The sequence below is a fragment of the Shewanella sp. ECSMB14102 genome (assembly GCF_000813075.1).
GTDB classification, from domain to species: Bacteria; Pseudomonadota; Gammaproteobacteria; order Enterobacterales; family Shewanellaceae; genus Shewanella; species Shewanella indica.
This window is the reverse complement of the sequence record NZ_JWGX01000019.1, coordinates 40,887-55,377: the sequence shown is the minus strand read 5'-3', so window position 1 is coordinate 55,377 and position 14,491 is coordinate 40,887. Positions and strand designations below refer to the sequence as shown.

The 14,491-nt window shown below is 55.0% G+C and carries 16 protein-coding genes; 10 read left to right on the top strand and 6 right to left on the bottom strand.

Annotation, left to right across the window (positions count from 1 at the left end; translation table 11 throughout):
* Position 1 precedes the first annotated feature (1 nt).
* Genes RC73_RS07955 through RC73_RS07940 form a run of 4 tightly spaced genes read right to left on the bottom strand, consistent with a single transcriptional unit; the run spans position 2 to position 5,008 of the window.
* The gene (locus tag RC73_RS07955; protein ID WP_052248066.1) at positions 2–1,834 is read right to left on the bottom strand and encodes an ABC transporter transmembrane domain-containing protein; all 1,833 of its coding nucleotides are present in this window, start codon (positions 1,832–1,834) and stop codon (positions 2–4) included.
* Between the two features lie 32 nt (positions 1,835–1,866).
* On the bottom strand, positions 1,867–2,400 hold the full coding sequence (gene hutZ / locus RC73_RS07950; RefSeq protein ID WP_039034142.1) for a heme utilization protein HutZ: 534 nt from the start codon (positions 2,398–2,400) through the stop codon (positions 1,867–1,869).
* Positions 2,397–2,945 (bottom strand): heme utilization cystosolic carrier protein HutX, encoded by a 549-nt coding sequence (gene hutX / locus RC73_RS07945; RefSeq protein ID WP_405130414.1) that lies wholly within the window; start codon positions 2,943–2,945, stop codon positions 2,397–2,399. Before hutX ends, hutZ begins: the two co-directional genes overlap by 4 nt.
* 11 nt (positions 2,946–2,956) lie before the next feature.
* Positions 2,957–5,008, bottom strand: a complete 2,052-nt coding sequence (locus tag RC73_RS07940; protein ID WP_039034141.1) for a TonB-dependent hemoglobin/transferrin/lactoferrin family receptor — start codon at positions 5,006–5,008, stop codon at positions 2,957–2,959.
* Between the two features lie 432 nt (positions 5,009–5,440).
* On the opposite strand from RC73_RS07940, the gene RC73_RS07935 reads away from it, so the two are divergent.
* The 7 genes from RC73_RS07935 (at position 5,441) to RC73_RS07905 (ending at position 10,645) form a co-directional block, all read left to right on the top strand.
* A complete protein-coding gene (locus RC73_RS07935; RefSeq protein WP_039034140.1) occupies positions 5,441–6,247 on the top strand; it encodes an energy transducer TonB in 807 nt (268 codons plus the stop codon).
* Positions 6,248–6,261: 14 nt separating this feature from the next.
* Positions 6,262–6,978 carry a MotA/TolQ/ExbB proton channel family protein gene (locus RC73_RS07930; protein ID WP_052248064.1) on the top strand — a complete coding sequence of 239 codons (717 nt, stop codon included), beginning with the start codon at positions 6,262–6,264 and terminating at the stop codon, positions 6,976–6,978.
* Entirely contained in the window at positions 6,975–7,382 is a 408-nt protein-coding gene (locus RC73_RS07925) for an ExbD/TolR family protein (RefSeq protein WP_039034139.1), read from the top strand. The genes RC73_RS07930 and RC73_RS07925 overlap by 4 nt, the downstream gene beginning before the upstream one ends.
* Before the next feature lie 64 nt (positions 7,383–7,446).
* On the top strand, positions 7,447–8,286 hold the full coding sequence (locus tag RC73_RS07920; protein WP_160289565.1) for a heme/hemin ABC transporter substrate-binding protein: 840 nt from the start codon (positions 7,447–7,449) through the stop codon (positions 8,284–8,286).
* 2 nt (positions 8,287–8,288) lie between these two features.
* Positions 8,289–9,308, top strand: coding sequence for a FecCD family ABC transporter permease (locus RC73_RS07915; protein ID WP_039034138.1), 1,020 nt, complete (start codon positions 8,289–8,291; stop codon positions 9,306–9,308).
* A 56-nt stretch (positions 9,309–9,364) separates the two neighbouring features.
* Positions 9,365–10,159 (top strand): heme ABC transporter ATP-binding protein, encoded by a 795-nt coding sequence (locus tag RC73_RS07910; protein WP_052248080.1) that lies wholly within the window; start codon positions 9,365–9,367, stop codon positions 10,157–10,159.
* A gap of 150 nt (positions 10,160–10,309) precedes the next feature.
* On the top strand, positions 10,310–10,645 hold the full coding sequence (locus tag RC73_RS07905; RefSeq protein ID WP_039034137.1) for a DUF2956 domain-containing protein: 336 nt from the start codon (positions 10,310–10,312) through the stop codon (positions 10,643–10,645).
* 152 nt (positions 10,646–10,797) lie between these two features.
* Here RC73_RS07905 and RC73_RS07900 read toward each other — a convergent pair whose 3' ends face one another.
* Positions 10,798–11,103 (bottom strand): winged helix-turn-helix domain-containing protein, encoded by a 306-nt coding sequence (locus RC73_RS07900; RefSeq protein ID WP_039034136.1) that lies wholly within the window; start codon positions 11,101–11,103, stop codon positions 10,798–10,800.
* Between the two features lie 226 nt (positions 11,104–11,329).
* Between RC73_RS07900 and RC73_RS07895 the strand changes: the two genes are divergently transcribed.
* The 3 genes from RC73_RS07895 to RC73_RS07885 are packed head-to-tail and all read left to right on the top strand — an operon-like array spanning position 11,330 to position 13,952.
* Positions 11,330–11,842 (top strand): PH domain-containing protein, encoded by a 513-nt coding sequence (locus tag RC73_RS07895; protein ID WP_052248062.1) that lies wholly within the window; start codon positions 11,330–11,332, stop codon positions 11,840–11,842.
* A gap of 42 nt (positions 11,843–11,884) precedes the next feature.
* Complete coding sequence (locus tag RC73_RS07890) at positions 11,885–13,363, top strand: PH domain-containing protein (RefSeq protein ID WP_039034169.1); 1,479 nt, start codon at positions 11,885–11,887, stop codon at positions 13,361–13,363.
* Between the two features lie 25 nt (positions 13,364–13,388).
* Entirely contained in the window at positions 13,389–13,952 is a 564-nt protein-coding gene (locus RC73_RS07885) for a DUF924 family protein (RefSeq protein ID WP_039034135.1), read from the top strand.
* 25 nt (positions 13,953–13,977) lie between these two features.
* Here the strand turns inward: RC73_RS07885 and RC73_RS07880 are convergent, their stop codons facing one another.
* Complete coding sequence (locus tag RC73_RS07880) at positions 13,978–14,409, bottom strand: universal stress protein (protein ID WP_039034134.1); 432 nt, start codon at positions 14,407–14,409, stop codon at positions 13,978–13,980.
* Between the last annotated feature and the right edge of the window lie 82 nt (positions 14,410–14,491).

Genomic DNA, 14,491 nt, shown 5'->3' with positions numbered 1-14,491 from the left:
ATCAAGCCAGCGATGATGTCTGCCCGGGCTCGTTTGAGCTCCCGGCCAGGCCATCGGGCGCAAGCAACTGCAGACTGGCAAATTCACGGTACAGCGGGCTGGTTTGCATCAACTCACTGTGGCTGCCACTGGCCAATAATCGCCCCCGCTCCAGCACCAGAATACGGTCGGCATTGAGCACTGTCGCCAATCTGTGGGCTATGATGAGAGTGGTTCGTCCCGCCATCAACTCATCCAAAGCCTGTTTGACCTTGACTTCACTGACCGCATCCAGGGCACTGGTGGCTTCATCGAGCAGCAGTAAAGGCCTGCGGGCCAAGATGGCGCGGGCAATGGCAATTCGCTGCTTTTGACCACCGGAAAGACGCACGCCACGCTCACCCAAATAGGTATCATACCCCTGGGCAAACTCACTGATAAATTCATGAGCTCTGGCGCCCTTGCAGGCGGCAACCACCTCTTCCAGGCTGGCCTCCGGGCGGCCATAACGCACATTTTCCAGCACACTGGTGGCGAAGATCACCGACTCCTGGGGCACCAGGGCAAACTGTGCCCTCAGGCTCGCCAATGATACAGAAGCGATATCGACACCATCGAGCAGAATGCGGCCGCAACTCGGCTGATAGAAACGCTGCAGCAGCTGAAACAACGTACTCTTGCCGGCACCGCTGGGCCCAACCAAAGCCACCCGTTCACCGGGTTGAATATGGATATTGAGATCCTCAAGCACAGTTGCGCCCTCATCATAGGCAAAACTCAGCTGCTCTATTCTGAGTTCCCCCTTGAGCGGACTGGGCAGCGCCAGCGGCTTGGCCGGCTCGGCAATATTTGCCTTGGACTCGGCCAGCTCCATCAAGCGTTCGCTGGCACCGGCGGCCCGCTGAATATCACCTATCACTTCGCTTATGGTGGCCACCGCGCCCGCCACCATCATGGCGTAAAACATGAATGCCGACAGCTCACCGGCGCTGACCACACCGGCCATTACGTCTCTGGCCCCCACCCAGGTCACAGCCACTATGGCACCGATAGTCAGCAACATGACAGAGGAGATCAGTGCCGAGCGATAGCGGATGCGACCACTGGCAGCACGCATCACCGCCGCCAGGTAGCCGTCAAAATTATCGCGATCGCGAGCCTCGTGACCATAGGATTGTACCGTGTGGATCTCATGCAAGGTTTCATCCACATAGGCGCCGAGATCGGCGACACTGTCCTGACTGGTGCGCGCAAGCTTGCGTACCCGCCGCCCGAGCAAACCTACAGGCACCAACACCAGCGGCACGGCCAGCAGCACCAAGGCCGTGAGCTTGATGCTGGTAAAAGCCATCATCACCAAGCCACCCATAGTGGTCACTGAAGATCGCAGCGCCATCGACAGGCTAGAACCTATAACTGTCTGCAACAGAGTGCTGTCGGCGGTAAAGCGGGAGATGATTTCCCCGGTGCGCAAACGGGCGAAAAACACCGGGCTTTGTTCCAGTAACCTGTGATACACCAAGCGGCGAATATCGTTGCTGACTTTCTCACCGAGCCAGGTCATCAGATAAAAGCGGCAGAACACGGCCACAGCACTGACCAAGGTGATCCCCAGAATAAGCAATACAATTTCGTTGAGGCGCCCCGAGTTGTCGGCCATAAAGCCCTCATCCACTATCAAGCGAACCCCTTGCCCCAGGGCCAGCCAGGCCAATGACCCCAGCAGCAGAAACAGCAGCGCCAGGGCAACCCGCAAACGATAAGGCTTAAGAAAGCTCAGGATCCAGGGCAGGATCCGAGCCGAAGAGGTTTGAGGAGCAGACAAGAGAAAATCCAGACAATGACTGTTAATCAGGATTGTGGCGCCAAAGCGCCGATGAGTCCAGCTCAGGCAGGTACGGCCTTGGGCGTTCCATGGTGACCATCACGCATCCAGTTGACATCCAACAACTCGGCACCGCTGAGACTGAACGCCTGGCCAAAGCCTTTGACATAGAGACCGCGCTCGGGCACCAGCTTAAACAAGTTGAAATCGGTCAAGGCCGCCAGGTTATCTATCATCTCACCGAAGCGCCCGGACAACACCTGTACCCCTTTGGCAAAGCTCGGGCTGTCTCTTGCTATCAGCTCGGCGGCGGCATCAAAGGTCAGGCGGCGGCGGGCAAACACGCTGCGCGCCTCGGCTTCGTCTTCCACCAGCATCACAGATACCCGCGGTGACTGTTTAAGGTTGATACCGTGACGCGCCAGATCGCTTACCAGAATATAGAAACCATCATCGGCCAGCGCGAACGGCGCATAACTGGCGTTGGGGATCCCGTTGGCATCCTGGGTCGCCAACTGCAAGGTGGTACGCCCCTGTTTGAACTCTTCGATTTCCGGCAGCAGTTTTTCCTGCAGGCGTTGGTTTTCACTGGTCATATTTCCCCCTTTTGGGCAGCCACTTCACCACGGTGACGCCAGTCGGCAAACAGTGCCAACTGTGGCGGCAGCAGCTTGCGTTGTTGATCCCGGCCCAAATAGACCTTAAAAACGATGGCGCCATCAGGGCCGAAGAAATTAATCGAATGACTTTCAGTGCCCCGAAATGGACGACTTATCAAGGCAATGGCACTGAAATTCTCCAATTTCAGATGGCCATGCAGGCCATCTCCCTTGCTGTAGAGGTTAAAATAGCCATGAGCCGTCTTTCCCTTGGGGAAGTCGCCTTTGAATTCAAATATCTGCCCGGCAACTGTGACTATGGTGGTCAACTTACCCCACTCAGGCAGTGCCTGCAGCAGGGCTTCCAGCCACTCCAGCGGCAAGAATTGCTGCTGCTCGGCCGGTAATGCCTGCACCACCTCAAGCTCTGAAATCCCCAGATTAGCGGCGGCATCGGCCGGCAACCACTCGGGGTGTTCCAGCATGGCGGCGGCTATCTGCAGGCGGCCAGCGGCCGCCCTTGTTGTATCGCTTATCTGCATCTGTTGCTCCATCAGAAACGGTAACGGGCCGAGAGCTTGAAGTTGCGCCCTTGATCCATCAGGGTTTGCCAGGCTTGGATGTACTCTTCATCGCCAATGTTTTCAATGGCAAAGTCGACCCGCAACCCTTCGAAGGTCCCCATGGCAGGCTCCCAAGCCAGATACACATCCCATAGGGTGTAGTCCTGGTAGCGGTTAACCGGGTTATCTTTGGGCACCCTGTCTTGACTGGCGTTATAGCTGACCCGGGTTCCCAGCTTCATATCGCCCGCCATGATCCCCTGCGACAAGTCGAGCACCAGCTTGTTGGCCGGAATATTAGCCAGATAGCCCCCGTCATGCCTGTCTTTACCTTCAGTCTGACCATAGCTAAGCGATAAGCGGGTCTGATTGATGCGATACTTTCCTGTCAGTTCAAAGCCAGTCAGTCTGGCCTTGTCGACGTTATCCCAGCGGGTGTTCTGCTCAAGTCTGGGAATGCCGTGCAGTGGATTGGTCACCCGCTGCTCGATAAAGTCATCGACATCGTTTCTGAATACACTCAGGCTCAGCGCCAGTTCATCGTTGCCCGCCAGCTCGGCAAAGCGCATATCGGCCTTCAATTCTTTGTTCTTGGCCTTTTCAGCCTTGAGGTTTTCATTGACCTCAAAGGTATTGCACAGGCCGTTGGGCAAAAAGTTAGGGATGGGAGGAATACAGTAATGAGTACCGCTGGAGTACATCTCCTCCACTGATGGTGCGCGGAAGGCTTCATCGTAACGGGCGCTGAGTGTCAGCCAAGGCGCAGTCTTCCACACCAGTGCCAACGAGGGAGACAAGGCATCGTCATCACTGGAATGGCCCAGGTTATTGCTTTCGTTTTCAAAGCTGTCGTAACGCAGCGCCGGATCCAATGACCAGTTTTCCCCCAGGGCGATATTGGCGGCAACGAAAGCGCCCCACACCCGAGACTCACCATCTATGTTGCCGGGACGCTGACCGCTCTGGCCGCTGTCATCACGGAAGGTTTCTATCTGGTCGCGGTAGCCGTCCAGACCATAAGTTAATTTGAGCCCCTGCCATTGACTGCGATTGGCAATACTGAACCCCAGGGTTTCATATTCTGTGGTGTCGAACTGGCCCTTGGTCAGGCGATTCTCATCATAATCCGTCTTGTTCCAATAGAACTTGGCATCCAGATCCAAAAGGGCGTTGCCCCTTGGTGCCAGGCTGTAGTCCAGGGTCAGGTTGGAATCTTTACTGTCACGGCGCACCAGAGGCACACTGTTGCTGACACCTGTGGCCGGATTACTGGGCACGGCTTCAAAGATCTCATTGATCCTGCCGGAAAGTTGCAACCTTTGCGCCTCATCCAACTGCCAACCGAACTTGGCCAAGCCGCTGCGGCTACGGCTGGCGCTGTTTTCCAGGGTATTGTCATTACCGGCCTTGATGTTGTCGCCGTCGCTGTAGCTGCCGTTCAACAACCAGTCGATACTGCCCTTGGCTCCATAAATGGCACCACTGCTCTTGCTGCGCTGGCCATTGGTTTCATAGCCCTGCTTGAGATAGCCACCAAAGCTCTGGCCTTCGTCGAGCATCTCTCTGGCCGACTTGGTGTTTTGCGATACCACACCGCCTATGGCGCCACTGCCCCAAAGGCTGGAAGCCGGGCCACGTACAACCTCAACAGAACTGAGCAGCTCAGGGTCCATAAAGAAGGTGCCTCTGTGGCCGGCACTGACGTTTTGCCTGGCACCATCTATGGTCTGCAATACCCTCTGGCCACTGAGACCACGAATTTCTACCTGCTGGGCAGATGCCCTGGGGCCATTGGCGATATTGATGTTGGCTTCCGTCTTGAGCACTTCGGCCACCGAGTTGCCCTGCTTCTCGGCCAACTGCTCTTCACCGACAACCGCAGCACTGCGGCTGGATTCAGAGACTTTCTCCTGAATGCGGGTAGCACTTACCAGCACTTCATCAAATTCAGCTGTTTTCACCTGCTCGGCAACAGCGGCCAGACTCAGGAGGGGGGTTCCCAATGCCAGAGTAATAGCCATAACCAGCGGTTTTCTATTCATCATCTTAATCCTCAAACAGATTATCAGGCTGTATCTCCAGCCTTTCTCATGGGAGTGGCATTACTGAAAATAAATTGAGCCCAAGGGCAAACAGCAAGCCCGGGACAACACCACTTAAGGCGGCACTCTAGCTTAACTTTAGAAGATGATCAAATAGTAATTATTATCATTTGCAATATTATTTACTCTAATATATTTTAATCTGAAGAAAGGGAAAGTTACTCGGGAAGCCAAGCCATTTTTCGGTACTAAATGCGGTGCCAGCCAAACGGTAAAAACTGGCCAGACGGTAAAGGCAGGAACCATGGAATGGTGGCGGCTCAGGGACAGAGCCGACCCAAGACTGAACAGCATTGAGCCTTACGGGTCCTTGCTTAGTTGAATTTGAACATTCACCCGCCGCAACAAGCGGTTGTAAACAGGAGTAACGGCGTGACCCCCAAGCGTTATTGTGGTTTTGCGCTCATGGCATTGTCACTTCAGAGTGCCGTATTGGCCTCTCAGACAGCCACCCCAGATCCTTTGGTAATGCCCACCAAGGGCGGTTTGCAACTGAGTTTCAGCGCAGCCCCTGCTGCAGCGTCCCAAACTGCCTCAGAACAGACTCAAAACCAGGCTGCTAACGCCGAAAGCCACCCTGCGGCAAACGCCCCATCCGCTAAGCATAAAGAAGCTGAACATAAAGCCCCTCAACATCAAGAACTGCTGAAACAGAATGTGGCGAAACCTGAGCCGCCAAAGTCAAAGCTGCTCAAAACCAGGCCGCTCAAAGCGAGTCAGAAACAAACTTCAAAGATGAGCAAGCCACAACCGACTCAGAAAAAGCCGCGTGAGATAGCAGAGAAATCTGAACCGAAACACGCCCCATCGACTCCGCGAGAAGAGCCTGTGTCCCATGAGGAAAAGCCGGGTATTCCTTCGTCACAGGTTCAAACTGCCGCCACCTCAGGGCTGAATCACACAGTAGAGCTGGCTGAGCCTGTATTTGCCAGCCCGCCGACGCCGCCGAGCTACCCCAAACTCGCCCGCAAGCGGGGCTTTGAAGGTACGGCTCTGGTAGACATCTTCTTTGATCACCAGGGCAGAACCCAAAACGCCTTGCTCGTCAGCAGCTCAGGCTATGCCATTTTGGATGAAGCGGCATTGGCCGCCGTACGCCACTGGCAGTTCAGCATTCCTTCCCAAGCTTCAGCGGCCCGTTTCAAAGTCAGGGTGCCGGTTCGCTTCGCCCTTAATTAACAGTTGGAGACACGATGGAATTAAATTTGTACCAAAGCCTGCACCAGCAACTAGGCGCTCTTACCTGGCCTTTGCTCATCTGCGCCTTTCTGACCCTGATGATATTACTGGAGCGCTTTGCCATCTTGTTGCCCAGCCTGTTCAGGCGCCAATCCTGGCTCGGCGAATTACGCAACGGCACACTGGATGAAAGCAGTGACAGCCTGCTTGAACGCCTGAAAGATAACCGGGGACTGATTTCCTGCGGTGCCCGCCATTTGCTGAGGCAGGCCGCACAACCCAAGGCGCTGCGGGAAGAGTTGTTGTCACTTTGGCTGGCAAGGGAGAAGCGCAAACTCCACGCTGGACTCAAGTTGCTGCAATACATAGGTACCATCAGCCCGCTTCTGGGTTTACTCGGCACTGTGCTGGGGCTAGTGGAGATGTTCAACGATATTGGCGCCAATCAGAGTGACAGTATCACTCCGGCCTTGTTGGCCTCGGGCTTGGGATTAGCCATGTACACCACAGCCGCCGGCTTGTTGATCGCTGTACCCGCGTTATTGGGAGCGCAGCTGTTCGGACTCTGGGCCGAGCGTTCAGTGGCCTCCTGCGCCCATGTACTGAATCATCTCAACCTTTGGTTGGAAGGGGTTCCGCTGCAGGGCGAAGACAATGATTACGCCGCCTTCAACCTGACCAAGCTCACCGGTGTCAACGGCAAGCGGCGCCATCCGGAGCCGCTGTCATGATTGAAATTAAGGAAGAGCATGGCCTGGATAGCGGCCTGGATCTAACCCCCTTGATAGACATCATCTTCATAGTATTGGTGTTTTTACTGCTCACAGCCAACCCCAGGTTATTGAGCCTGCCGATTGAAGTGCCGGATAACAGCGCCAGCACTTTGAGCCCACAAGCGCAGACTCAATTGACGGTCAGCGTGTTACCCCAGGCGCCGTTCTGGGCACTCAATGAACAAAAATTTGCCCGGTTCGACGCGTTCGAGCAGGCCCTGACTCAAGCGCTGGCCGACGATCCCGAGCTGACCTTAATCGTGGCCGCCGACAAGGAGGCAAGAGTCCAGCCGCTGATGCAGCTGCTGAGTCTGCTGCAACGGCTGCAGATCAGCCAGACCCGGGTTCTGATGGAACCCTAAACACCTGATGAAACCTCAGACACAAGTCTGTGGCGATGAGTCCCTGAATTATTTTGGAGCTAGAATGAAAAATTCTCTTATCTTTCTCTGTGGCCTGCTCGCCATGCCGCTTTTTGCCGCTGAAGAGCCCCCCAAGCGAGTGATCAGTGCCGGTGCCGGTGTCACTGAATTGGTGCTGGCATTGGATGCCGCCCCACAACTGGTGGCTGTCGACGCCAGTAGCGCCCTGCCAAAGACGCTGAAACTGCCAAGACTCGGCTACCACAGAATGCTGTCAGCCGAGGGCATATTGGCGCAAAAACCGGATCTCCTGATTGGCACCTCTGTGATGGGACCTACCAGCAGTATAGATCTGGTAAAACAGGCCGGTGTACCGGTTATTACCCTGGAGGCGGCCGATACCGCCGAGCAACTGCAGCAAAATATCCTCACTCTGGGAAAGGCCCTGAATAAGGAGAAAGCCGCCACCGAACTGGCCAATACCCTGGGTGGCAGGTTACAGCAGCTGGCGCAATCTGCGGCCAAATTCAAACATCCTCCCAAAGTCATGTTTATGTTGCTGCAGTCAGAGCGTCCCGCCAGAGTCGGCGGCGCCGATACGGCCGCCGATATCATTATCCAGCTGGCCGGTGCCACCAACGCCGCCGACTTCAGCGGCTACCGCAGCCTGTCTCAGGAAGGCATTCTGGCGCTCAAGCCAGAGCTGATTTTACTCTCAAGCGCCAGCGAGCAACCCGAGCCTCAAGCCGATAAGCTACTAAAGAGCATGCCACTACTGGCCCATACTCCGGCCGGAAAAGCCGGTTTGATCCGGGATCTCCAACCTCAGGCCTTACTCGGAGGATTGGGTATCTCCGCCATTGAAGCGGCCGAGTCCCTGAATCAGGAACTGCTGGAGCAATAATCATGGCTGCCGTGCTGCCCACCCACCGTCACCCCTGGCTCTGGCCTGGACTCGCCAGCCTGCTGCTGTTTTCCGCGTTGCTCTCGATAACAACAGGGCCAGTGACCATAGGCTTGAGCGATATAATCGACGCCCTGTTTGGCTCAGTCGCCGCCGGGCAGGAAGCCAATACCCTGATAGTGCAAAATGTCCGTCTGCCGAGAACCTTGCTGGCACTGATTGTCGGCGCCCTGTTGGCACAGTGCGGCGCCGTAATGCAAGGCCTGTTTCGTAACCCTCTGGCTGACCCAGGCATCATAGGTGTGTCCTCGGGCGCGGCGCTGGGAGCCGCCATCTGTATAGTGCTGCTGCCGCATCTTGGCAGCTATGCCGTCCCCCTTGGTGCTTTTCTCTGCGGTCTGGCAACCAGTTTACTGGTTTACCGGCTCGCCACTTCAGGTGGCAGCACCTCAGTGGTGTTACTCTTGCTGGCCGGGGTGGCTATTACCGCCCTGGCCGGTGCCGGAATTGGCATGCTGACTTTCCTTGCCAACGACATGGCACTGCGGGATCTTAGCCTGTGGCAGTTGGGGGCCATCGCCGGTGCCAGTTGGCAATCCGTTTTTATCTGTCTGCCGGTACTGGCCTTGGTGAGTTGGCAGTTCAACAAACAGGCATTGGCGCTCAACGCCCTATTGCTGGGCGAATCCGAGGCGCGTCATCTGGGCATAGAGGTAGACAGGCTCAAGCTGAAGTTGATCTTGCTCTGTTCTTTGGGTGTTGGTGTTGCCGTGGCGGCCACCGGCATCATAGGTTTTATCGGACTGGTGGTACCGCATCTGGTGCGACTGCTCAAGGGGCCGGATCATCGCCAACTGCTGCCGCTGAGTGCCATTCTCGGCGCCGTGCTACTGGCATTGGCCGACTCAGGGGCCCGTACCTTGATGTCACCGGCGGAGATCCCTGTCGGCCTGATGACGGCTCTGCTCGGCGCTCCCTTCTTCCTCTATTTGCTGCTGAGTCAGCGACGTAAGCTTTATTGAGGTACTCCATGCCTTCACTTGAATCCGTGACCACGACAACTGCCGCACAGACAGCCATGCCATTTGAGTCCACCGCAGTTACTGAGCAAGTACTGGAGCTCAAACATCTCCATGCCAGAGTCGACAACAAGCCCTTGCTGACCGATGTCAGTTGCCGACTGCAAAGCGGCCAATTTTACGCTCTGCTGGGGCCCAATGGCGCCGGCAAGTCCAGTCTGCTAAGGCTGTTGACCCAGGAGCTCAAGGCCGATGCCGGGCGGATAAGCCTTCACGGCTCGCCTCTTGGGCAGTGGCCGAAGCAAGCCTTGGCCAGGCATCTGGCCATGTTGCCGCAACACTCGAGTCTCAGCTTTCCCTTCAGCGTTCGTGAAGTGGTAGCCATGGGCCTGTATCCTCTCAGTCTCAGTGCCAGAGATGCCGCCCAACTGGTTGAGCAGCAACTTTGGCGTCTGGACCTGGCTCATCTGAGTGAGCGCAACTATCCGGCACTGTCCGGCGGTGAACGCCAGCGGGTTCAGTTGGCCAGGGTTTTGACTCAATTGGCCCAGGCCGAGCACTCGCCTGTACTCTTGCTGGATGAACCCACCTCGGCACTGGATTTGGCCCAGCAACACAGAGTACTGCGGCTCGCCAGAGAGCTGGCACATGAGCAGGGCTACACTGTATTGGCCGTGCTGCACGACCTCAACCAGGCCAGTCACTATGCTGATCAATTGCTGGTTATGGACAAAGGAAAACTCCTGGTACAGGGGCCGCCCCAACAGGCTTTGACACCTGAACTGATTTCCAGGGTCTGGCACTATGAACCTGGCACCTTCGCCGACGCGCAGGGACAGAGACTCTATTTTTGAAGCTATCAAAGCCCATGCAGTATGAACCCTGCCATAAGATGACCCAGAACAAATTCAGCACCAACAAACACCTTTGATGTGAAGCCGTCTGTGGTCAGAACGTCAAGCAGGCAAGTATAATCCTTGGGTCAGTCATCAACCCCATCAGAGATGAACAAGAAGCCAGCGATTTCCAACGAAACCCAAACCGAAGCCATGCGTATGGCCAAAGCCACTCAAAAGGCGGGGCAGACCAAGGAGCAAACCCGCCTCATTGCCCAGGGCATAGAGAAAGGCATTGCCGAATACAAGAAGCAACAAAAGGCCAAGGCCAGAGAAAGAGACAAGGCGCGCAAGCAAGAGCTTAGACAGAAAAAGAAACTCCAGCACGACGAAGATGACTGTGTAGAGGCAAGCGAAATGCCTTCAAGCCACATCCCCAAATGGCAACTCTTGTTACCTTGGATACTGCTGATTTTAAGCTGGATTTGGTTTATTTTTATATAAACTTATCAAATACTTAATGCTGAGCTGGAGAACTGATAAGGTTATAAAGATAGCTTCCTCACAGTGAGTTCAGCCACACACGAACAAGTTGCGGCATGATTTAAGATACGATAATCCGCGAACTTCCTGACGGTTAATGGCAACAGAGAAGCTCAGATGTCGCTAAACAACAAGGTGCGTATCTGCTCCAGGTGAGTACCGACCCAGGCGCTGTTAATCGGCCCCCAGGTGCGGATATGGTAGTGCCCTGAGTTATTCCGGCGGCCATCCTGGATAAAGTCCACCTGAATACCTATATCGCCGAAGGCGGCAATGGCATCTTGCAAGGTGCGGCGCGGCATGCCGGTTTCCTTCTGCAAGGACAACAGATTATGTTGGCTATCGTCTATCAGGTGGGCCAGATAGAGCTTACGTAAAAAGGCGGTTTGCTGTTTGGATACCTTATCGGCTTGGAACATACTCATCGTCCTGATGGTTTACAGCCAGTAGCGGCGCGTTTGAGAAAACGAGCACCACACAGGCAACAAAGTCTTGCAACCAAACTACTTGATATCCAGTTGTTAACACAAGTGCAATCGCTCAGGATCTGGAACTGCATCAAGTCTCTGCCATCCGAGCTGGCTGCTTGAAGCGACAAACTCTCTATTGCTATAGTCGAGTCAATGCCCCAAGGACTCAAAGCACATGGATATCCGCTCGCCCCACTCGCCCCTGCCACAGCAACAGTGGTTAGGCTTTGACAGCCAACCCTTAACCCCTTTGTCTCCCCGCTACCGCCAACAATTGCTGTGGCAAAACCTGCTGCTGATGGCACTGATCATACTGCTGCTAGTGCCTGCTTTACTGCTCAGCGCCAAACTGAGTGGTCTTGAAGTCATCATCTCGGTCACGCTGGCACTGCTGCTTTTGGGATTCAAGATCTGGCTCAATCAAAAACAAGCCGGAGCCATGGGTTATGGCGTTTGTGAATACGGCATTTTGCTACGTGAAGGGCTTTGGTGGCAGAGCCATACCGCCATGCCGGCCAGCAGGCTGCAACATGTGAGCCTGTCTCAGGGACCATTGCAGCGCCATTTCGGACTGACAAGTTTGCGCTGCTACAGTGCCGGCAGTTCGGCGGCCGAGGTCAGCCTGCCCGGGTTGGAGAATGAAGTAGCCGAAGCGCTGCGCCAACATCTGCTGTCTCTTGGCGAGTAAAAATGTCAGTGGCACCTCAATGGAGACGCCGAATTGAACCAGGTGCAGCAAGCCGACTGGCACTCGCTCTCGCCTTGGGCAATCATCAGTTTCAGCCTCTCCAGCCTGAAGCACTTCCTCAGCAACGGCTATGCCCTGGTGCCTATCCTCTATACCGGCTGGCAGCAGGGATTTGACTCCGTTTGGCTGCCACTGGCGCTGGTATTGACCCTGGTAATCATTTTTGCCCATGGGCTGTTGAGCTGGCGTAAATTCCGTTATCGCTTGACTCGAGGGCAACTCGAGGTCCACAGCGGCGCCCTGTTCAGGCGCAAAGTCGAACTGCCGGTAGATAGAATTCAGAATGTGCGTCTGGAACAGCCTTTTTACTTTAAGCCGTTGCGACTGGGTAACTTGATAGTGGAAACTGCGGGTTCAACCAAGGATGAAGCCTGCTTAAGCGCAGTCACCCAAGTTCAGGCCGAGTCACTGAGGCGGCAATTGATGAAACAGGCCGACACAGACCAAAGCGCCGCCACCTCTGCACCGCCAAACTCCCGCTTACTGGTGAAGAAGTCCCTGGCCGAGCTGGCGCTCTTTGGTCTGTATCAGAATAATTTTGTTTGGTTTGCCGTCATCGCAGGTCCGGTGCTCAGCCAGCTCGAAGGCAGTCAACTGATGGAGCTCGGGCTGACACAAGTCTTCGACTGGCATCAGCAGCAGGTAAGCGGCAACCTGCTGCTGGAGCTGGGGTTCCTTGTCGGCCTTCTGCTCCTTGGCTATCTGCTGTTTTCCTTGATCTCAATAGTCGCGGCGCTGCTGAAATATGCCCCCTATCGCCTGACCCAGGAGCAGGAAACATTACAGCGTAGCGGCGGCCTGCTGTCCCACCAGCAAGACATACTCAAGCAGCACAGGATTCAACTCATCAGTTTGCAGCAGCCATTGCTGGCCCGCTGGCTGAAACGCTGGACTTTGAGCTTCAAGCAGGTAAAAGGCAATGAAGTGGAAGGGGGCAACAGCAATCACATGTTGGTGCCATCTCTCGGTAGCGGCGAAGTGCATCGCCTGCTGAAAAGGCTCAACCAAAGAAGCAGCAAGGCCGACCGTATTCCCAATCGTTGGCACCCCATTCACCCGAGCTGGTTTTACTATAGGGCGCTGTGGTGCTTAACTCCCGCATCGTTGACATGGGCGTTTTGGGGTCTGACGACAGAAGTTTGGCTACTATTACTGGCAGGAGTAATGGCTGTCCCGGCGCTTTACCTACGCTATCGTCAATGGGGGTTTTGGCGGATTGAAAACGATCTCTGGATCCACAAAGGGATCCTAAGCCACAGTTGGCTATTGGTGTCGCTGAACAAGGTGCAACATCTGCAGCTGATCCAAAGCCGGGGACAAAAACGCCGAGGCCTCGCCAGCCTCAAACTGGGGCTGGCCAGCGGTGAACTGACGCTACCTGCGATCCCGCTGGCCAAGGCGCAGGATATCGCGGCGCAAACCCTTGGGCTTATCGCCCATGATCACAGCAACTGGATTTAATCTCAGGTCAATAGAAGGAATTGTCATGTCAGCTCAAATCGTCTCCGAGTACAAGCCACAACAGATAATCCATTTTTGGTTTGAAGAGATAAACCCCAAGGCCTGGTGGGTCAAGGATCCTGAGTTTGACCAAACAATTGAGCGTCGTTTCGGCGCCTTGCTCAATGCGGCCCGTCAGGGCGAGTTGTGGCATTGGCGGCAAACGCCACAAGGGCGCCTGGCGGAAATTTTGCTGCTGGATCAGTTCTCGCGCAACATTCACCGCGACACTCCCGATGCCTTCAGTGCCGATCCCATGGCATTGGCTCTGGCGCAGGAGGCTATCAGCATAGGCGCCGACAAACAGCTGCAAGCCCCTATGCTGGCATTCCTCTATATGCCCTTTATGCACAGCGAGTCGGCGCTTATCCATCAAAAAGCCCTGGAACTATTCACCTCCGAACAGACCAAGGACAACTATGACTTTGAATTGAGACACAAGGCGATTATCGACAGGTTTGGCCGCTATCCCCATCGCAATGCCATATTGGGACGAGAGTCGACCGCCGAGGAGCTGACCTTTCTAGAGCAGCCCGGCTCCTCGTTCTAGTGCTCATTCAAGCGGCATCGACTTGCTACTTCACCACCAGCACGGGACAGCTTGCCTTGTTGGCCACGGCCTCGGCCACATTGGTGCTGAGGAAATGGGCCAGACCACTGCGACCATGGCTGGCAATCACTATCATACCGACATCGGCAGACTCGGCTTCCGCCAGGATCTCATCAACTGCGTCACCACGGCGAATCACAGTTTCAATCTTCAGCGGGCTTTTCAGCTTGGCCAGCAACTCATGCATCTTCTCGGCGGCGGCCTTCTCCATGGTTTGTGCCAGTTCTTCCGGAGTGATGATCAACAGCTGATAGTTTTCATCACCGAAAGGTTGATCCACCACGTGCAAAATTCGCAGTCCTACATGGTAAAGATTAGCCATTTCAATAGCATATCTCAATGCGTTGGCGGCTGTATCACTGAAATCAGTAGGCCAGAGGATATCTTTGTTACGCATAGCGACCTCCTTGACACGACGGGTATCGACTAATGAGATACCTGCCGAATAATATCAACAAGTTATATTGCAAAACTTTTAA

What these genes read in the sequence shown, in the direction of transcription:
- hutZ (WP_039034142.1), bottom strand. Translation starts at nt 2,400, where the DNA reads ATGACCAGTGAAAACCAACGCCTGCAGGAAAAACTGCTGCCGGAAATC.
- RC73_RS07905 (WP_039034137.1), top strand. Translation starts at nt 10,310, where the DNA reads ATGAACAAGAAGCCAGCGATTTCCAACGAAACCCAAACCGAAGCCATG.
- RC73_RS07895 (WP_052248062.1), top strand. Translation starts at nt 11,330, where the DNA reads ATGGATATCCGCTCGCCCCACTCGCCCCTGCCACAGCAACAGTGGTTA.
- RC73_RS07915 (WP_039034138.1), top strand. Translation starts at nt 8,289, where the DNA reads ATGGCTGCCGTGCTGCCCACCCACCGTCACCCCTGGCTCTGGCCTGGA.
- RC73_RS07880 (WP_039034134.1), bottom strand. Translation starts at nt 14,409, where the DNA reads ATGCGTAACAAAGATATCCTCTGGCCTACTGATTTCAGTGATACAGCC.
- RC73_RS07920 (WP_160289565.1), top strand. Translation starts at nt 7,447, where the DNA reads ATGAAAAATTCTCTTATCTTTCTCTGTGGCCTGCTCGCCATGCCGCTT.
- RC73_RS07910 (WP_052248080.1), top strand. Translation starts at nt 9,365, where the DNA reads ATGCCATTTGAGTCCACCGCAGTTACTGAGCAAGTACTGGAGCTCAAA.
- RC73_RS07900 (WP_039034136.1), bottom strand. Translation starts at nt 11,103, where the DNA reads ATGTTCCAAGCCGATAAGGTATCCAAACAGCAAACCGCCTTTTTACGT.
- RC73_RS07940 (WP_039034141.1), bottom strand. Translation starts at nt 5,008, where the DNA reads ATGAATAGAAAACCGCTGGTTATGGCTATTACTCTGGCATTGGGAACC.
- RC73_RS07885 (WP_039034135.1), top strand. Translation starts at nt 13,389, where the DNA reads ATGTCAGCTCAAATCGTCTCCGAGTACAAGCCACAACAGATAATCCAT.
- hutX (WP_405130414.1), bottom strand. Translation starts at nt 2,945, where the DNA reads ATGCAGATAAGCGATACAACAAGGGCGGCCGCTGGCCGCCTGCAGATA.
- RC73_RS07930 (WP_052248064.1), top strand. Translation starts at nt 6,262, where the DNA reads ATGGAATTAAATTTGTACCAAAGCCTGCACCAGCAACTAGGCGCTCTT.
- RC73_RS07925 (WP_039034139.1), top strand. Translation starts at nt 6,975, where the DNA reads ATGATTGAAATTAAGGAAGAGCATGGCCTGGATAGCGGCCTGGATCTA.